Origin of the sequence: Pseudoduganella plicata (assembly GCF_004421005.1) — a bacterium.
GTDB classification, from domain to species: Bacteria; Pseudomonadota; Gammaproteobacteria; order Burkholderiales; family Burkholderiaceae_D; genus Rugamonas; species Rugamonas plicata.
On the sequence record NZ_CP038026.1, the window covers coordinates 2385791 to 2402752 of the forward strand.

General features: G+C 64.4%; 14 protein-coding genes. 7 read left to right on the plus strand and 7 right to left on the minus strand.

Annotation, left to right across the window (positions count from 1 at the left end; genetic code table 11):
• Positions 1-62: 62 nt before the first annotated feature.
• On the plus strand, positions 63-965 hold the full coding sequence (locus tag E1742_RS10515; protein ID WP_134384824.1) for a LysR family transcriptional regulator: 903 nt from the start codon (positions 63-65) through the stop codon (positions 963-965).
• A gap of 145 nt (positions 966-1110) precedes the next feature.
• Here the strand turns inward: E1742_RS10515 and E1742_RS10520 are convergent, their stop codons facing one another.
• The 3 genes from E1742_RS10520 to E1742_RS10530 are packed head-to-tail and all read right to left on the minus strand — an operon-like array spanning position 1111 to position 5355.
• Entirely contained in the window at positions 1111-2550 is a 1440-nt protein-coding gene (locus tag E1742_RS10520) for an efflux transporter outer membrane subunit (RefSeq protein ID WP_229466694.1), read from the minus strand.
• Positions 2551-2594: 44 nt separating this feature from the next.
• The gene (locus E1742_RS10525; RefSeq protein ID WP_134384826.1) at positions 2595-4181 is read right to left on the minus strand and encodes a DHA2 family efflux MFS transporter permease subunit; all 1587 of its coding nucleotides are present in this window, start codon (positions 4179-4181) and stop codon (positions 2595-2597) included.
• 19 nt (positions 4182-4200) lie between these two features.
• A complete protein-coding gene (locus tag E1742_RS10530; protein ID WP_134384827.1) occupies positions 4201-5355 on the minus strand; it encodes an HlyD family secretion protein in 1155 nt (384 codons plus the stop codon).
• Positions 5356-5505: 150 nt separating this feature from the next.
• On the opposite strand from E1742_RS10530, the gene E1742_RS10535 reads away from it, so the two are divergent.
• From E1742_RS10535 to E1742_RS10555, 5 genes are all read left to right on the plus strand, one after another.
• Positions 5506-6186, plus strand: coding sequence for a TetR/AcrR family transcriptional regulator (locus E1742_RS10535; RefSeq protein ID WP_229466696.1), 681 nt, complete (start codon positions 5506-5508; stop codon positions 6184-6186).
• A 98-nt stretch (positions 6187-6284) separates the two neighbouring features.
• Positions 6285-6467: a hypothetical protein gene (locus tag E1742_RS10540; protein ID WP_134384829.1), complete on the plus strand. Its 183-nt coding sequence runs from the start codon at positions 6285-6287 to the stop codon at positions 6465-6467.
• Positions 6468-6525: 58 nt separating this feature from the next.
• The gene (locus E1742_RS10545) at positions 6526-6819 is read left to right on the plus strand and encodes a DUF3144 domain-containing protein (protein ID WP_134384830.1); all 294 of its coding nucleotides are present in this window, start codon (positions 6526-6528) and stop codon (positions 6817-6819) included.
• 138 nt (positions 6820-6957) lie between these two features.
• The gene (locus E1742_RS10550; RefSeq protein ID WP_134384831.1) at positions 6958-8277 is read left to right on the plus strand and encodes a GH1 family beta-glucosidase; all 1320 of its coding nucleotides are present in this window, start codon (positions 6958-6960) and stop codon (positions 8275-8277) included.
• Between the two features lie 73 nt (positions 8278-8350).
• A complete protein-coding gene (locus tag E1742_RS10555; protein ID WP_206076747.1) occupies positions 8351-9691 on the plus strand; it encodes an MFS transporter in 1341 nt (446 codons plus the stop codon).
• A 57-nt stretch (positions 9692-9748) separates the two neighbouring features.
• On the opposite strand, the gene E1742_RS10560 is transcribed toward E1742_RS10555, so the two are convergent.
• From E1742_RS10560 to E1742_RS10575, 4 genes are all read right to left on the minus strand, one after another.
• On the minus strand, positions 9749-10771 hold the full coding sequence (locus E1742_RS10560; RefSeq protein WP_134384832.1) for a hypothetical protein: 1023 nt from the start codon (positions 10769-10771) through the stop codon (positions 9749-9751).
• A 211-nt stretch (positions 10772-10982) separates the two neighbouring features.
• Positions 10983-11795, minus strand: a complete 813-nt coding sequence (locus tag E1742_RS10565) for a TlpA disulfide reductase family protein (RefSeq protein ID WP_134384833.1) — start codon at positions 11793-11795, stop codon at positions 10983-10985.
• A 24-nt stretch (positions 11796-11819) separates the two neighbouring features.
• Positions 11820-12194, minus strand: a complete 375-nt coding sequence (locus tag E1742_RS10570; protein ID WP_134384834.1) for a hypothetical protein — start codon at positions 12192-12194, stop codon at positions 11820-11822.
• A gap of 188 nt (positions 12195-12382) precedes the next feature.
• Positions 12383-14833 carry a TonB-dependent receptor gene (locus tag E1742_RS10575; protein WP_134384835.1) on the minus strand — a complete coding sequence of 817 codons (2451 nt, stop codon included), beginning with the start codon at positions 14831-14833 and terminating at the stop codon, positions 12383-12385.
• A gap of 499 nt (positions 14834-15332) precedes the next feature.
• Between E1742_RS10575 and E1742_RS10580 the strand changes: the two genes are divergently transcribed.
• Positions 15333-16907, plus strand: coding sequence for a tryptophan halogenase family protein (locus E1742_RS10580; RefSeq protein WP_134384836.1), 1575 nt, complete (start codon positions 15333-15335; stop codon positions 16905-16907).
• The last annotated feature ends 55 nt before the right edge of the window (positions 16908-16962 follow it).

Sequence of the window (16962 nt, forward strand, 5' to 3'; positions counted from 1 at the left end):
CTACGCGACAGGAAAATCATTTGTTCTCTTGCGGCTAAAATCCTCGGCTAATCGGAGTCTCCATGCCACGTCGTTTCGATCATCTCGCCGATGTCGAGGTCCTGCTCACTGTCGTCGAGCACGGCTCGCTGACGGCGGCCGCCGTCGTGCTGGCAACGACGCCCTCCGTGCTGTCGCGCGCCGTGGCGCGGCTGGAGGGGCGGCTGGGCATGCAGCTGCTGCGGCGGACGACCCGCAGCATGAGCCTGACGGAAGCCGGCCGCCAGTATGTGGAAGAGGCGCGCGCCGCGTTTGCACTGCTCGACAAGGCCGAGCACGCCATCCAGGGCAGCGCCAGCCAATTGACGGGACGCGTGCGCCTCAGCGCCCCGACCAGCTACGGGCACCAGCGCCTGCCGCCCATCCTGGCCACGTTCGCGCGCCAGTACCCGCTGGTACAGGTAGAACTGAACATCACGAACCGCAATGTCGACATGGCGGCCGAGGGTTTCGATCTGGCCATCCGCTCCGGTCCCCTGCCCGACAGCAGCATGGTGGCGCACCGGCTCGAGGACGCCCGCGTGGTGCTGTCCGCGTCGCCCGCCTACGTGCGCGACGCGGGGCCGCTGAAGACCTTCGACGACCTGCAGCGCCAGCGCTGCATCGCCTTCCTGCGCCCCAGCACGGGACGCGTGTCGCCATGGCACCTGCGCGTGAACGGCGAGGAAATCGACTGGATCCCGCCCTCCGCGCTGGCGGTATCGGATGACGTGATGGGCGTCGTCAGCCTGGCCGAACAGGGCCTGGGCATCACCATGTGCCCGCAATTCATGATCGCGCGCAGCGTCGAAGCGGGCCGGCTGGTGGAGGTGCTGCCGCAACTGCCGTGCCGCAACCGGCCGTTCTCCGTCATCTTCGCGCCGCATCGCAACCTCTCCCCCGCCGCCCGCGCGCTGATCGACACGCTGGTAGCAGCAACCCGCTAAAAACCGGTGACAGGCTCCTGCTTCTCAATCGGGGCTTGTAAAACCGGTGACAGGCTCCCTTTTTACGGGCTTCTGTCCCCAAAAACGGAGCCTGGCACCGGTTGCAAGATCAAATCGGAGCCTGGCACCGGTTTTGGGTTTGTTGTCAGTGCGCTTGCGCCAGCGTGGCCAGCGCGCCTTCGGGTTTCCAGCCGGCGCCCAGGGCGCGGGCGACGGAGACGGCGGCCAGCAGGCGCTGCGTGTCGATCTGTACGCCGGCGCGGTCGGCCGCCAGCGCGCTGCGCTGGGCATCCGTCACGTCCAGGTAGGTCGACAGGCCGCGCTCGTAACGGGCGTGGGCGACGAGATACGCCCGCTGCGACGCTTCGCGCGACACGCTCTGCACCTTGCCCTGCTGCTGCTTTTGCTGCACGTCCGACAGCGCGTCTTCCACTTCGCGCAGCGCCGTCAGCAGACGCTCCTGGTGGTTCGCCAGCGCTTCGCCGTAACGGGCCTGCGCTGCGGCCAGGTTGGCCTTGTTGCGGCCACCGTCGAGGATGGGCAGCGACAGCGCCAGAGGCCCGGCGCTGAACTGGCGCGAGCCGCCCTTGACGATGTCGGACAGTTTCTCGGACGCGAAACCGAAGTTCCCCGTCAGGGAAACGGACGGATAGAACGCCCCTTCGGCCACGCCCACCTGCGCGTTGGCCGCCTTCAGGTTCGCCACGCTGGCGGCGAGGTCGGGACGCTGGCCCAGCAGGCTGGCCGGCAGGCCGACGGGAATCGCCGGCGGCTGCGGCAGGGCCGACTGCTGCGCGGCCGGCAGCACGGCCGTCGATGGCGACGCGCCCAGCAGCACGGCCAGGCCGTGCTCCAGCGTATTGCGCTGGCGCTGGACTTCTTCCAGGTCCGCTTCCGCGTTGGCGCGTTCGATGCGGGCGCGGGAGGTGTCGAGTTCATTGGACAGGCCCGCGTCGAAGCGCGCCGTCACCAGGCCTTCCGTTTCGCGGCGCGTTTCCAGCGCGCCGCGCAGGATGGCGATTTCCGCATCCAGCCCGCGCAGCTGCCAGTACGTGGTCGCCACTTGCGACGTCAGCATCAGCATCACGCCATCGCGGTCCGCCTGCGCCGCCAGCGCCTGCGCGTCGGCCGCTTCCACGGCACGGCGCACGCGGCCCAGCAGATCGAGTTCGTACGAGAACGCCGTGCCGACCGAGTAGTTGTTGCCACTGATGGAGCGGCGGCCCAGCGCGATGCCCTGCGCCGTGTTGGCCGACGTGCGAGAGTTCGAGACACCCGTGCTGACGTCCAGCTGCGGACGCTCGCCGGCGCGCGTCACGCCCAGCTGCGCCTCGGCCTGCAGCAGCCGCTGCGCCGCCGCCTTGACGGTGGGGCTGTCGCGCAGCGCCCTCGCCTCCAGGTCGGCCAGCGTGGCGTCGCCGAACACGCTCCACCAGTCCTGCGGCAGGCGCGCCGTGTCGGTGGCGGCGGCATGGCGGAAGCCCGCATCGGCCACATTGGCCGGCGCCTTGAAGTCGCTGCCGACGGTGACGCAGCCGGACAGCAGGAAGGTCGCGGCCATGACGGCCAGCGGGAGTTTTTTCATACGATTGAACATAGCGTTACCTCTTGTATTTTCAAAGGCGCGGATCAGTGACCGCCGCCGCCGCCACCGGGGGACTTGACCTTGTCGGACAGCCACAGGATCAGGATGCAGGACAGCAGGATGCCGCCGACGATGAAGAAGCCGTCGTTGTAGGCCATCACATAGGCCTCGCGCCGGACGATGCCGTCAATTGCCTTGAGAGCCATATTGGCCGCGCCGGAAGGATCGAAGCCCTGGCCGATAAAGGCTTGCGTCATCTGGTCCAGGCGCTCCTGCGTCGCCAGCGAGAAGCCGGTGATCGATTCGCCCAGGCGCTGCGAGTGGAAGTGTTCGCGCTGCGACAGCGACGTGGCCAGCAGCGCGATACCGATCGAGCCGCCCAGGTTGCGCGTCATGTTGAACAGGCTCGATGCGGACGGCATGTCCTTCGGCGAAATGCCGTTCATGGCGAAGTTCGACAGCGTCAGCATGACGAACGGCTGGCCCAGCGCGCGGATGATCTGCGACAGCATCAGCTGGTCGTAGCCGGTCGAAGCGTCCATGTACGCGTTCATCAGGCACGAGCCGCCGAACAGCAGCAGGCCGAAGGTGCACAGGATGCGGTTGTCGATCGTGCCGGACAGCTTGGCAACGAACGGCATGATGAACAGCTGCGGCAGGCCGACCCACATGATCACTTCGCCGATCTGCATCGGCGAATAGCCGGCAATCTGGCCCAGGAACAGCGGCAGCAGGAACGACGAGCCATACAGGCCCATGCCCATCACGGCCGACAGCACCGTCGCCACGAGGAAGTTGCGCTGGCCGTACAGGCCCAGGTTGACAAACGGCTGCTCGCGCGTGGTGCTGGTGACGACCCAGCCCAGCAGGCCGACGATCGCCAGGCCGGCAAACGTGACGATGAAAGCGGAGTCGAACCAGTCCTTGCTGTTGCCCTCTTCCAGGAAGATGGTCAGGCAGCCCAGGCCCAGGGCCATGAAGCCGATGCCCAGCCAGTCCGCGTTCCACAGCTGGTCGAGGCGGAATTTTTCCTTGTCGAGGCCATAGGCGATACCGGCCATCAGCAGCAGGCCCGGCACCCAGTTGATGTAGAAGATCGACGGCCAGCCATACAGCTCCGACAGGTAACCGCCCAGCGTCGGGCCCATCGCCGGCGCCAAGGTCGCGGTCAGGCCGAACAGCGCCATGCCGGTCGAGCGTTTCGACGGCGGCAGCTTCGTCATCACCAGCGTCATCGCCATCGGAATCAGCGCGCCACCCGTGAAACCTTGCGCCATGCGGAATACGATCATGCTTTCCAGGTTCCAGGCGAAGCCGCACAGGGTGGAGAAGACCAGGAACAGCGCCGTGGTGCCCAGCATGTAGCCGCGCAGCGAGAACACGCGCGTCAGCAGGGCCGTCAGCGGAATGACGATGATCTCGGCCACCAGGTAGGCCGTGGAGATCCACGAACCTTCTTCCTGCGTGGCCGACAGGGAGCCGAGGATGTCCTTCAGCGAGGAGTTGGTGATCTGGATGTCGAGGACGGCCATGAAGGCGCCCAGCATGCCGGCGGCCACCGCCACCCACGTGCGTGGCGAGATGGCGCCCTCCGCCTGCCCGTAGGCAGGGAGTGTATTCGTCGAGCTCATTGCGAGCGCTCCCGGAAAATCAGTGTGCCTGCGTGGTGGCGGCCTGCGCGTGCTGCGCCGGCGCCTCTTCGCCCAGTTCCACCTCGGCGATGACGGACATGCCCGGTACCAGGCGGCCCGACAGCGCCTTCAGGTCTTCGTTCTTCAGCGTGATCTTGACCGGCACGCGCTGGACGATCTTGGTGAAGTTGCCCGTCGCGTTATCGGCCGGCAGCAGCGCGAACTGGTTGCCCGACGCCGGCGAGAAGCTGTCGACGCGGCCGACGAGTTCCTTGCCCGGCAGCGCATCGACGCTGATGTGGACCGGCTGGCCGATCTGCATCTTGGCCAGCTGCGTTTCCTTGAAGTTGGCGGTGACCCAGACATTGTCCTGCACCAGCGCCGTCAGCTGCTGGCCGGGCTGCACGCGCTGGCCCACTTCGACGCTGCGCTTGCCCACGCGGCCCGAGACCGGCGCCAGCACCGTGTTATAGGCCAGCTGCTGTTCGGCGTCCTTCAACTGCACCTTCAGGACGTCGATCTGCGCCTTCAGCACATCGCGCGCCGACGTCGCGGCGGCAATCTGCGCCTTCGCGGCGGTGGCGCTGTCCTTGCGCGCGGCCACGTCGGCCAGCGCGCTGGCGCGGGTGGCGGTGGCGGCGTCCAGTTCGGCTTTCGAGACAGCCTTCATCTGGCTCGTGTACAGCTGGCTGTAACGCTGCGCGTCCTGGTTGGCGCGCACCAGCATGGCCTCGGCCTGCTTGATCTGGGCCTGCGCGGCACTGGCCTGCGCGTTGACCTGCGCGACCTGCGCGTCCGCCTGCAGCACCTGCGTTTCGGCGCTGGCGATCTGCGCCTGGATCTGCTCGACCTTCACGCGCTGGTCGAACGGATCCAGCTCGGCGATGACGTCGCCCTCCTTGACCACCTGGTTATCGTCGATCAGCACCTTGGTGACGATGCCGGCAATGCGCGACGAGACCGGATGGACGTGACCCGCCACGTACGCGTTCTCCGTCTCGACGAAATGCGCGCTGCGGTACCACATGCGGCCACCCGCAGCGAGCGCCGCCAGCGCAATCACGCCGGCGATGATGACGACCTTGCGGTTCGGCTGCTTCTTTGCCGGCGCCGCGGCAGCCGCGGGAACGGCGGCAAGCACTTTTGGTTCGGCTGGATTGTGCTGGTTGGACATGGTGGGCGCTCCGAAAAATGAAATTGGGTCTGTGCATTATTCGACAAAGATTGGCTGAAGTCAAGAAATGAAACGATTGCATTTCATTTCTAGGTGGCATAAAGTATGGCCATCTGATAGCCTCCCCTTTTCCCCACCATGTCGCGAAAAATGTCTGACGAGCAAGCGCTGGACGTCCCTGCCGATGGCTGTCCGTTTACCAACCGGACGGCGGGCCGGCCGCGCGCGTCGGAGGCGGAAGCACGCATGCAGGACCTGATGACCGTGGCGGCCGAGCTGTTCCTGGAAAAGGGCTATAGCAAGGTCAGCCTGGAAGCGATTGCCCGCAAGGCGCACGTTGCCGTACGCACGATCTATGTGAAGTTCGGCGGCAAGGCCGGGCTGTTCCGTGAAATCCTGCGGTCCGGCCGCGAGAGTTATTTTGCAACGATGGAAGACCTCGAGACGAATCTCCGGCCCATGCGCGAGATCCTGATCGACTTTGGGGCACGCATGAACGAGCTGGTCTCGTCACCCGGGGCGATCAACCTGCACCGCATCGTCATTGCCGAAGCGGCGGCCGACCCCGAGCTGGCGGAGGCCTTTTTCGACGCCGGACCGCGCCAGACGCGCGAAGCACTGCGCACGTTCTTCTCGCGCGCCGACATCCGGGCACAATTGCGTGCCGACATGCCTGCCGAACAACTGTCCGTGCATTTCCTCAACTGCCTGATGGGCGACCAGCTGAAGCGCTACCTGTTCATGCCCCAAGGCTGCGGCGAGCACCAGAACCTGCTCCTGGTCGAGCAGCGCGTCGACCTGTTCCTGATGGGTGCGCAACGTCCCGCCTGACCCGGGGCTGCTCTGCGGTATGTGCGCTGGCGCACGGTAGACCGGGCGCAGCTGGCGGATAATGCTTTCCTCAAGAACATAATTCGTAGGGAGGCAGTATGAGCAGGATCGATCGACTCGAATTCAGCCAGAAGGTAGCGTCGCTGAATGAATGCATCCGCGGGTTCCAGGCCAATCCCAGCAAGGAACAGCTGGACCGCGCCATCAGCGAGCTGCGCGCCTACGCGGAGGCGGCCAACGGCGGCGAAATGGAGATTCCATCGCATTTTGTGGCGAACTGAGCCACATCACACACGACAACCGGGCAGATGCCCGGTTTTTTATTTCCCGAGGATTGACATGAGCACGCAAACCGACGACCAGCAGTTCTGGCAACTCATCGACAAGTTCATCCAGCACGCCAACGAACAGGGCCAGGCCAGCGGCGCCCCGCCCCACGTGGCCGGCGCCGCACTGATGTTTGCCGCCGCGCGCTTCAATGCCTACGTGCTGGCCCGCAGCGCCGCAAACGCCGAGCAGTTCCGCGACAACATGCCCGGGGCGCTGGAGTATTTCCGCAAGCAGTTCGACAAAATGATGAACGAAAACATGGCCGACTACGCGACGAACTTCGACAAGTACGAGTCCCGTTGAGCCGTCAGTCGCGAAACAAGGGCGTTGCGGATTGACACGTCCGCCGCCTTGCGGTTTAATGCCTGGACCGTCTTGAAAACGATTTCATGATATCGGCTTCTTCCTGACCCCTTCCACGCCTCTTAAACAGACACCACGATGACCGACCAATTGCAATTTCCGCCATCCTTCACCTGGGGCGTCGCCACCAGCGCTTTCCAGATCGAAGGCGGCGCCGCCGCCGACGGCAAGGGCCCGTCGATCTGGGACACGTTCAGCCACACCCCCGGCAAGGTAATCGACGGCAGCAATGGCGACGTCGCCTGCGACCACTACCACCGCTATGCGGAAGACGTGGCGCTGATGGCCAGCCTGCACGTGGACGCCTACCGTTTCTCGATGGCATGGGCACGGGTACAGCCGGCTGGCAAGGGTGCCTGGAACGAGGCGGGATTTGCGTTTTACGAAAAGCTGCTGGACGAGCTGGACAGCAAAAACATCGCCGCCCACGTCACGCTGTACCACTGGGACCTGCCACAGGGGCTGCAGGACGAAGGCGGCTGGCTCAACCGCGACACCGCGTATCACTTCGCCGACTATGCAGCGGAAGTGGCGCGTCGTTTTGGCCATCGGGTGAAAACGATTGCAACGCATAACGAACCATGGTGCACGGCCAATCTGGGGTACGGAAACGCCCAGTTCGCCCCTGGCGTGGCCGACCTGAAGCAGTCGATCCAGGTGTCGCATCACCTGCTGCTGTCGCATGGGCTGGCAATGAAGGCGATGCGCGCCGTCGGCGGTTCCGCCCAGCTGGGCATCGTGCTGAACCAATGGACGTCGGACCCGGCCACGGACAGCCAGGCGGACCGCGACCTGGCCGCGTTCGAATACTCGCGCTCGGTGGAATGGTTCATGGACCCGATCTTCAAGGGCCACTACCCCGCGCTGGCATTGGAAGCCCACGGCGCCAACGCTCCCGAAGTGCGGGACGGCGACTTCGACATCATTCGCGGGAAAATCGACTTTCTCGGCGTGAATTACTACTTCCGCCACTTCGCCAGCGCGGAAACACCGCCACGCCAGCCTGAAGCAAAGCTGGGCACGACGGACATGGGCTGGGAAATCTACCCCCAGGGCCTGACGGAGCTGCTCGTCAAGCTGAAGGGCCAGTACGAACTGCCGCCAATCTACATTACGGAAAACGGCATGGCCAACCCCGACCAGGTGACGGACGGGCGCGTGGCGGACGCAAAGCGGATCGATTATGTGCAACGCCATCTGGCGGCATTGCACGATGCGATGCGCCAGGGCGTCGACGTGCAGGGTTATTTCTACTGGAGCCTGCTGGACAATTTCGAGTGGAATTCCGGCTACGCCAAGCGCTTCGGCATCATCCACGTGGATTACGCCACGCAGCAACGCACGCCAAAGGACAGCGCGTTGTGGTACCGCGAATTCATCGACGGCCAGCGCCGCTGATCGCGCCTTTTGACAGAGACCCCGCAGCATAGCGGGGCACTACAATAATCAGACACCCGAACCAGGAGACACCATGCCCACAGAGGCCACGACCTACCCGCCCGGCGCCGCTGCGGCCTCCCCCGCCGCCATGCGCCGCGTGAGCCCGCTGCTGTGGGTGCCGAGCGGCTACTTCACGATGGCGCTTGCCTATGTGATGCTGACGAACGTGACGGCCATCATGTTCAAGAACCTGGGCATGGACAACGGCCGCGCCGCCGAATACGCCAGCTACCTGATCCTCGCATACACGATCAAGCCGCTGTTCGCGCCATTCGTCGAGATGTACCGGACCAAGAAGTTCTTCGTGCTGTGGACGCAGATCATCCTCGGTGCCGGCTTCGGCGCGGTGGCGCTGGCGATGTCGCTGCCGAACTATATGGTGATCATGGTGGCGCTGTTCATCGTGCTGTCGTTCGTCGGCGCCACGCAGGACATCGCGGCGGACGGCGTCTACGTGACAAGCCTCGATGCGCGCTCGCAGTCGCTGTACTGCGGCATCCAGAGCCTGTCGTGGAACGTCGGTCCGATCGTTGCATCGGGCGGCCTCGTCTACCTGTCCGGCTGGCTGCACACGAACACGTTCCACCACGACGCCGGCGTCTTCGGTCCCGGATGGATCGACAGCTGGCGCATCATTTTCTTCATCGTCGGCGGCGTGACGCTGGCGATGGCGTTCTGGCACATGAAGACGATGCCGGACGGAGCAAAAGCGGAAAACGCGCCGACCTCGGTGGCGGACGCCTGGTTCATCCTGAAGGATTCGTTCGTCACGTTCTTCCAGAAGCGCGACGTCTGGCTGATGATCGGCTTCGGCTTCCTGTTCCGCCTCTCCATCGGCCTGTTGGAAAAGATCGGCCCGTTCTTCATGGTCGATCCGGTCGCCAAGGGCGGCCTGGGCCTGTCGAACGAGCAGCTGGGCCTGTTCTACGGCACCTACGGCCTCGTCGCCGTGCTGATCGGCTCACTGCTGGGCGGCATGTTCGTGGCAAAACGGGGCCTGAAGCCGACCCTGTTCCTGCTGTGCTGCGCCGTCAACATTCCGAATGTGACGTTCCTGCTGATGGCGTATTACCAGCCGACCGACGTCATCGTCATCAGCGCCGGCGTCGCCATCGAAAAATTCTTCTACGGCTTCGGTTCCGTCGGCTTCATGATCTACCTGATGCAGCAGCTGGCGCCGGGCAAGTACACGACGACGCACTACGCGTTCGGCACCGGGCTGATGGGCCTATGCATGATGGTCACGGGGCTGGTGTCGGGCCACCTGCAGCAGATGCTGGGCTATGTGAATTACTTCTGGTTCGTGATGGCGGCGACGATTCCGTCGTTCCTGGTCACCTGGTTTGCGCCGTTTCACCATAAGGAAGACTGAAGGAGCGTATTGGCACGTCTCATGGGCAGCCCAGCGGCTGCCCCTCCCCTCGCAGGATCAACTCAGCGCGCAATCCTGCACGACGTGATACGCATCCTCGCCGAGCCCTTCCAGCGATGCTGCCAGGATGACCGCCTTGGCCAGCACCACCTCCGGACCGGCCGGAGTAAACAGCGAGACCGACTCGGCAATCAGGACCGCCGAGAATTTGACCATATCGAACCACGACAGCTGTTCGGCCGCCGCCACGACGATGGCTTTGATGAGATCAGGGTTGGCCAGCGACGTGAAGGCATGCGCGATCGCTTTAGCAACGCTGTAGACGTCCGCCGGATGCATCAGCTGACGGGCCAGATCCTCGACAACGCCCTGCTCCATGCCGCGCAGCGCGGCAAGCACTTCTTCGCTGGCGGCGATTGCCTGAAGCTGCGCGCGGCTGAAGGCCCGATAGGACAGCAGTGAAATGACGACGTCGACAAACAGGACGATGCACGATGTCGTGCAGCTGGACGTGCCGGCCTGCTGCTCCGCCGCCGGCGCACCGCCGGCCCTTACGGGCGCCGGTGCGGTGGGGGCGCCGACGCCGGCGGCCGCCCTGTCCGGCGTGTAGGTTCCCAGCATATAGCTCTTGATGTCCTGCTCGCGTGCGTCGATGGCCTCGGCGTGTTGCGGCAGCAGCCGTTTCACCTGGTCGAGCGCCGCGTCGAGCGCGTTGTCGTCCACGAGGATACCGTCGCAGTTTTCGATGTCCGGGTCCTTCAGATCGGTAACGTCGATCGATGCCCTGACATACGTGCCGTCGATCCTGCGCGCGTCGCATCCGAGCAGCACCCTCGGGTTCTGGCAGGCGTCCAGATACGATCCGGCCGGGAGCACATTGGCAGTACCGCCAGCCGCCGGCACGATTTGCAGGGCGCCGTTCTGGCAGGCGATCTGATAGTTGTCATGATCGGGAAGTACGACACTGAGATTTCCCGCTAGGGCGCTGCCGTCCTTCGCTTGCGCGACTAGCGTGATCTGGATGTTCCTGACGGATTTGATATATGAACCCTTGGGCGGATTCGAGGAAGAATAGGTCATCGCAATTCCTTTCAATGTGCAAGCGCCGCTGGCAGGTGTCGGATACGACTGCGTCAATCAGCTTACCCCGGCGTCTCAGGCAACGCGTGTCCCATACTATTGGTCCACCTTTCTGGCACGATTGAAAGCACCATATCGCGCGTGCATTTACTCCGCGCGCGTGAAGTGTCTGGAAATGTAATTGGCGCAATATGGTGGCCGGAGCCGGTCGTTACCGCCGCTCGCTCAGGGCGGCGATGTGTTCGCGCACAGCCGCCTGCGACAACTCACCGACATGCCGAAACCGCAGCGTGCCTGCGGCGTCATAAAACAGCGTCGTGGGATAACCCGGGGAATGGGTGCGGGTGCCAAGCTCCCTGGCTGGATCGAGGACGACGTTCCGCAGTTCCAGCCGCTGTCCCGACAGGAAGCGTTGCACCTCTTGCTCCGACTCGCCCTGATTGACAAAGACGAACGTGACCCCGGGGTGTGCGTGCTGGGCTGCCTTCAGTGCCGGCATCTCGCGCCGGCACGGGCCGCACCACGTCGCCCACAGATTGACGACAAGCGGACGCCCCCTGAAGCGGTCCAGCGCAACGACGGCACCGTCCAGCCGGCGCACGTCCATCGAAGGCAGCGGCTGCAGCTGCGGGGCCAGCGCGCGGTTGAACATCGTGCCACCGAACCATACCGCCGCCCCCGCCAACGTCGCAACGAGCAACGGCCGACGCAACGGCACATTCGTGCGCACCGAGACCATACCAACGACCAGCGCTGCAAACCATCCCGCCCAGGTGGCAAAACCACCGTCTCGGAAATTGAACGCGGATAAGGGCGAATCGACGTACAGATCCGCGTTACGCAGGACAAAGACCAGCCGGGCAACGACAAACCCAGCCACGGTCATCTTCCAAAAAGCGGCACCGGGATCGACTCCGCGAAAACGCCGGAACCACGCCCCGGCCGCATTGGCGGTGCCAAGACCCGCCAGCGCCAGCAGCGCGTAGGCGGGAATTACGATCGGGCCCAGCTGGATGCTATCCAAGGTATTCTCCAGAGCGGAACAGCTTTATCGCCCGTTTGCGTACAGCTCGCGCGGTACGAAAATGCGGTGGCCCAGGGGCTGCGTGAAACTCAGACCATTCACGGTTTCCAGGAGCGTACTGCGGCTGAGGCATTGCTGCACGTCGAACGGCGCGCACGCGGGAATATCGACTTCGTGATAAGTGCTCGCGCCGTAGATGCGCATGGCGTAGTGCGGGGAGAAATCGAGCCAGGGGACTGGCTGGCTCCCATACCGGTAAATCCTTACCGTGAACCCATCCTGCAGCGGACGCTCGAATGAATAAACCAGCACGTCGCGCCAGGTCAGACGCCAGCCCAACAGCACCCCGGCCAAGATCAGCAGGCCCCACGGCACCAGCCTGAACGCAATTCCACGCATCCGCATCCTCTGATTACTTATTAGTCGGTGTACTCACCCCATCATGGCCGGCTTTTTCCCGGCCGATGCGGCAGCGGGAGTGTACACGCACCGGGCCGGGACCTCGCCAATTCGCATGGCAAGGCAAGCACCGTCGCGCATAAAAAAACCCCGGCCGCAGCCGGGGTTCAAGGCAAAACAACCGAAACTCAGAACGTATAACCGGCGTTGAAGCCGATCGTACGTGGCGGCAGGTATTGCGCCTGCCAGACGCCTTGCGGGTTCTGCGCACTCGTCTTGATCTCCTTGTCCGTGGCGTTGCGCACGAAGACGTCGACGTAGTATTTCTTGTCCGCGTCGTAGCGCAGGCCCAGGTCCAGCTTCGAGTACGAACCCTGGCGGTCCGGCGCACCCAGGTTGAACACCGACAGCCAGCTGGCCGATTCCCAGTGCGCCGACAGGCGTGGCGTCAGCGTGCCGGCCGGCAGCTGGAAGACGTGCTGGTACATCAGCTGCGTGCTCCACTTCGGCGAGTGCGGCATCGTGTTGCCCGTCACGTCCAGGCAGTTGGTGATGCCGGGAATCGAGCAGGCCGGCAGCTGGTAGTCGTTGCTGCCGCCAACCAGCTCGCCCAGTTCCGCGTTTGTGTAGGCGGCTGTAAACTGCAGGCGGTCGGCCTTGGTCAGCTTGGCGGCGATCTCCGTCTCGAAGCCCCAGACGTCGGCGCCTTCGGCGTTATACGTCGACAGGCTGTGGCTGCCGTCCGGATTCGTGACCGGTGCGCTGAACTGGAAGCCCTTGAACTTCTCGTAGTACAGCGCGTTGTTCATGCGGATCATGCCGTTCAGGAACGTACTCTTGCTGCCCAGCTCGTAGTTCGTCAGCGTCTCCTGGCCGTACGGCTTGCCGCCATCCTGCAGGCCGCCTGATTTGTACCCCGTCGACACGCTGGCGTACAGCATCGACGTCGGCGTGATGTCGTAGCTGACGCGGCCCAGCCACGTGGCCTTGCTGCCGCTGAACGAGCCGCTGTTGTACGAGCTGATCGCGAAGCCCGAGCCTGGATCGGCCGGGTTCGTGCTCGGGCTGATCGGCACTTGCGGGACGCTCGCGTCGCCGCTCCAGCCCCAGCCGAGGCCGCCGATATTCTGGCGCTTGTCCTTCGTGTAACGTGCGCCGGCAGTCAGGTGCCACTGGTCCGTCACGTTCCACGTGGTCTGGCCGAACACGGCTTTCGAATCCACCGTCTGCTTCGGCTGGATGAACGAGCCCTGCCAGTTGACGGTGCCCTGCTGGGTGCCGTTCATGATGGGGATGTCGAAGCGCATCGCGTTGTTTTCGCGGCCGTAGTACAGGCCCAGCAGCCAGTCGACCTGCTTCTTGCCCGTCGACTGCAGTTCGACCTCGTGGCTGTAGCTCTTGTACTTCGACAGCAGCGTGTTGTTCGCCTGCGAGTTGCCGCCCGTGGTGAAGCTGGTCGGGATGTACGAGCCGCCGTCCTGGTCGTAGGTCGACGAACCGTGGAACGACGACCATCCGGCGATGTAGGCCAGCGCCATGTCGGGATTGATGGCCCAGTCGACGCGGCTGCGCACCGAATTCGAATCGCGCTTCAGCGATGGCGCCGTGTCGATCAGCGCGGACCACAGGTCCTGGCCGGCGCGTGGCGTCTGCATCAGGTTCATGCTCGGGGTGCCGCGGTCCTGATAGCGTTCGTACGCCAGGTTCCAGTGCAGCGACGGCAGGATTTCCCACAGCAACGACAGGCGCAGTGCCGTCTGGTCCTGGGCGCTGTACTTCTTGCCGCCCTGGACGAAGTTGGCGTTGCTGATCGGCTGGAAGGCGATCGGATTGCCAGGATGCGCGGCATTCCATGCCGCGATCACCGGGGCGGCGGCGGCCTGCTGCTGTGCCAGCGGGATGTTCGGCGGCGCCTGGTAGTCGACATAGCCGTCATGCTGTTCATGGACGAACGCGACGCGCATCGCGGCGGTGTCGGACAGCGGGATATTGAACGCACCGCGGCCGCCGACGCGGCTGTAGTCGCCCATGCCCGCCTCGACGTAGCCAGAGTTGCTGCCCAGTGTGGGCTTGGCCGTCTGCATGTTGACCGCGCCAACGGTCGAGTTGCGGCCCCACAGCGTGCCCTGCGGGCCGCGCAGCACTTCGATGCCTTCCAGGTCGAACAGCAGCGTCGTCGCGCCTTCAGGGCGCGGCGAGTAGATGCCGTCGACGAACACGGCCACTTCCGGATCGGCGTATTCGGTCTTCGCGCTGTCGTTGCCGATACCGCGCATCGTCATCGTGATGACGCCATGGTCGCCCTGGCTGGTGGCCGAGAAGCCGGGCACCAGGTTGACGACATCCTGGATCGTCTGGACGTGATTGTCGTCGAGGGCCGCGGCGCTGATGGCCGTCACGGCAACCGGCGTGCGCTGCAGCGACGTGCTGCGCTTCGTCGCCGTCACATACACCTCGGGGATCACGGTGGAGTTCGCCTCAGCCGCCTTCTGCGCCTGCTGCTGTTCCTTTGGGGCTTCCGGCGTGGCGTTGACGCCGGCGGTCTGTGCGTAAGCGGTGTTCAGCCCGGCGAGCAATGTCAGCACGGCGAGGCGGATCGGCGTTCCCGGCAAGCGGGACCGTGGGGTGCGGGTGTTCATAAGTCTCCTTTGTTGCCGCGCAACAGATCAGCTGTGGCGCTAACATATTGTTTGAATGCAATTTCTTGCAGCTGAAAACGTTTTCAGCTAAATTGAAAACGATTTCGTGTTTTATGAAACCGTTTTCATACTAGCCAAGTTAGAATGTTGATGTCAATTTAAAAATGTGGGGAAACCACTTTGTTCCGGCTACCCCTGTGGGCTTCTGGCAACAACGAGCCGTAACGATACCCCTATGGCGCAACCATTTCGCATAGCCCATCGCTGTCGCCGCAACGTCAGGTCCAAACGGCCCAGCCTGTATCCCACAGCGGTAACGGGCACCGCCGTGGGACACGAGCCCAACAGCAACGCTGACGAGCCACTGATGAGGACGTTGACAACATCGGGGTCAGGCACAAAAACTGTCACGGGCTGCGCTGCGAGCGCGCATGGCCTGGCTGCCAGCGGCGGATGATACGAACGGAGCGCCAGTACCGCTAATTAGAAGGAGAATAACTTGCAGCCAATTCGCAACGTTCTGGTCGTCGGCGGCGGCACCGCCGGCTGGCTGGCCGCCGGCTTCCTGGCCAGGACGCTGGGCACGGCGGGCGGCGGTATCGCCGTCACGCTCGTGGAATCGAAGGAGATCGGCATCATCGGCGTCGGCGAAGGGACGTTCCCTTCGATTCGCGGCACGCTGTCGATCCTCGGCATCGATGAGGGACGCTTCATCCGCGAATGCAACGCCACCTTCAAGCAGGGCGTGCGCTTCAACCACTGGGTCCGTCCCCCCGGCACACCCGGCGCCGACCACTATTTCCACCCGTTCAGCCAGCCCAGCCAACGTCCCGGCGGGCCGGAGCTGCTGCCGTACTGGCTGATGGGCGCGGCCGGTCCCGACGTGCCGTTTGCCGCCGCGGCTACGATGCAGAAGCACGTGGCGGACATGCGACATGGCCCCAAGCGCACGACGGATGCGGATTTCATGGGCCCCCTCAACTACGCCTATCACTTCGACGCGGGCGCGTTTGCCGCCCTCCTCGCCGCGCACGCGCAGACGCTGGGCGTGCGCCGCATCGAGGCAACCGTCGACCAGGTGAAGCTCGGTGCATCCGGCGCCATCGCCGCCGTCGTCACGCGCGAAGCGGGCGAACTGGCGGCAGACCTGTACATCGACTGCACGGGCTTTCGCGCCCGGCTGATCGGCGAGGCCCTCGGTTCGCCGTTCAGGAACATCAACGACACGCTGTTCGTCGACCGGGCACTGGCGATGCAGGTGCCGTACGACCGGCTTGATGCGCCGATCCCGTCGTACACGATCTCCACGGCGCACGAAGCGGGTTGGACGTGGGACATCGGCCTGCACGAGCGCCGCGGCATCGGCTACGTCTATTCGAGCCGCCATACGAACGACGACCGCGCCGACCAGCTGCTGCGCCAGTACATCGGCCCCGCCAGCGACGGCCGCGAACCGCGCATGCTCAAGCTGAACGTGGGCTATCGGGAAACCCAGTGGAAGAAAAACTGCGTGGCGATCGGCCTGTCCGGCGGCTTCCTGGAGCCGCTGGAGTCGTCCGGCATCGGCCTGATCGAAGCGGCCACTTATCTCGTCAGCTACCTGTTCCCATACGACGGCAACCTCGCACCGGCGGCGAAGCTGTTCAACGGCCAGATGAAGGCGCGCTACGAGCGCATCGTCGATTTCGTCAAGATGCACTACTGCCTCTCGCAGCGCACCGACAACGCGTTCTGGATCGAGAACGCGCACGCGTCGACGATACCGGAGTCACTGCGCGAGCAGCTGTCGATGTGGCGTTCGCGCCCGCCGCACCGGCTCGACTTCGTCACCGACATCGAGATGTATCCGCCATCGAGCTGGCAGTACGTGCTGTACGGGATGGAGTTCCCCACGCAACAGCTTGCCCACCGCGCGGCGCTGCCGGACCTGGCGGCCGCGCAGCGCGAATTCCAGACGATCGCCCAGCTGTCGCATCATGCGCTGGCCGACCTGCCGGCGCATCGCGCCCTGGTGGAGCATTACCGCGCACGCGGCACCAGGGCGGCACAGCCCGCACGGCGGCTGTACGTCTAGCAAACGAGGGCCGCGCGTATGCTAACCTTCGGCATCGCGCGGCCGATCCCGGCGC

What these genes read in the sequence shown, in the direction of transcription:
- E1742_RS10520 (WP_229466694.1), bottom strand. Translation starts at nt 2,550, where the DNA reads ATGAAAAAACTCCCGCTGGCCGTCATGGCCGCGACCTTCCTGCTGTCC.
- E1742_RS10545 (WP_134384830.1), top strand. Translation starts at nt 6,526, where the DNA reads ATGAGCACGCAAACCGACGACCAGCAGTTCTGGCAACTCATCGACAAG.
- E1742_RS10570 (WP_134384834.1), bottom strand. Translation starts at nt 12,194, where the DNA reads ATGCGTGGAATTGCGTTCAGGCTGGTGCCGTGGGGCCTGCTGATCTTG.
- E1742_RS10540 (WP_134384829.1), top strand. Translation starts at nt 6,285, where the DNA reads ATGAGCAGGATCGATCGACTCGAATTCAGCCAGAAGGTAGCGTCGCTG.
- E1742_RS10525 (WP_134384826.1), bottom strand. Translation starts at nt 4,181, where the DNA reads ATGAGCTCGACGAATACACTCCCTGCCTACGGGCAGGCGGAGGGCGCC.
- E1742_RS10560 (WP_134384832.1), bottom strand. Translation starts at nt 10,771, where the DNA reads ATGACCTATTCTTCCTCGAATCCGCCCAAGGGTTCATATATCAAATCC.
- E1742_RS10550 (WP_134384831.1), top strand. Translation starts at nt 6,958, where the DNA reads ATGACCGACCAATTGCAATTTCCGCCATCCTTCACCTGGGGCGTCGCC.
- E1742_RS10515 (WP_134384824.1), top strand. Translation starts at nt 63, where the DNA reads ATGCCACGTCGTTTCGATCATCTCGCCGATGTCGAGGTCCTGCTCACT.
- E1742_RS10530 (WP_134384827.1), bottom strand. Translation starts at nt 5,355, where the DNA reads ATGTCCAACCAGCACAATCCAGCCGAACCAAAAGTGCTTGCCGCCGTT.
- E1742_RS10535 (WP_229466696.1), top strand. Translation starts at nt 5,506, where the DNA reads ATGTCTGACGAGCAAGCGCTGGACGTCCCTGCCGATGGCTGTCCGTTT.
- E1742_RS10555 (WP_206076747.1), top strand. Translation starts at nt 8,351, where the DNA reads ATGCCCACAGAGGCCACGACCTACCCGCCCGGCGCCGCTGCGGCCTCC.
- E1742_RS10575 (WP_134384835.1), bottom strand. Translation starts at nt 14,833, where the DNA reads ATGAACACCCGCACCCCACGGTCCCGCTTGCCGGGAACGCCGATCCGC.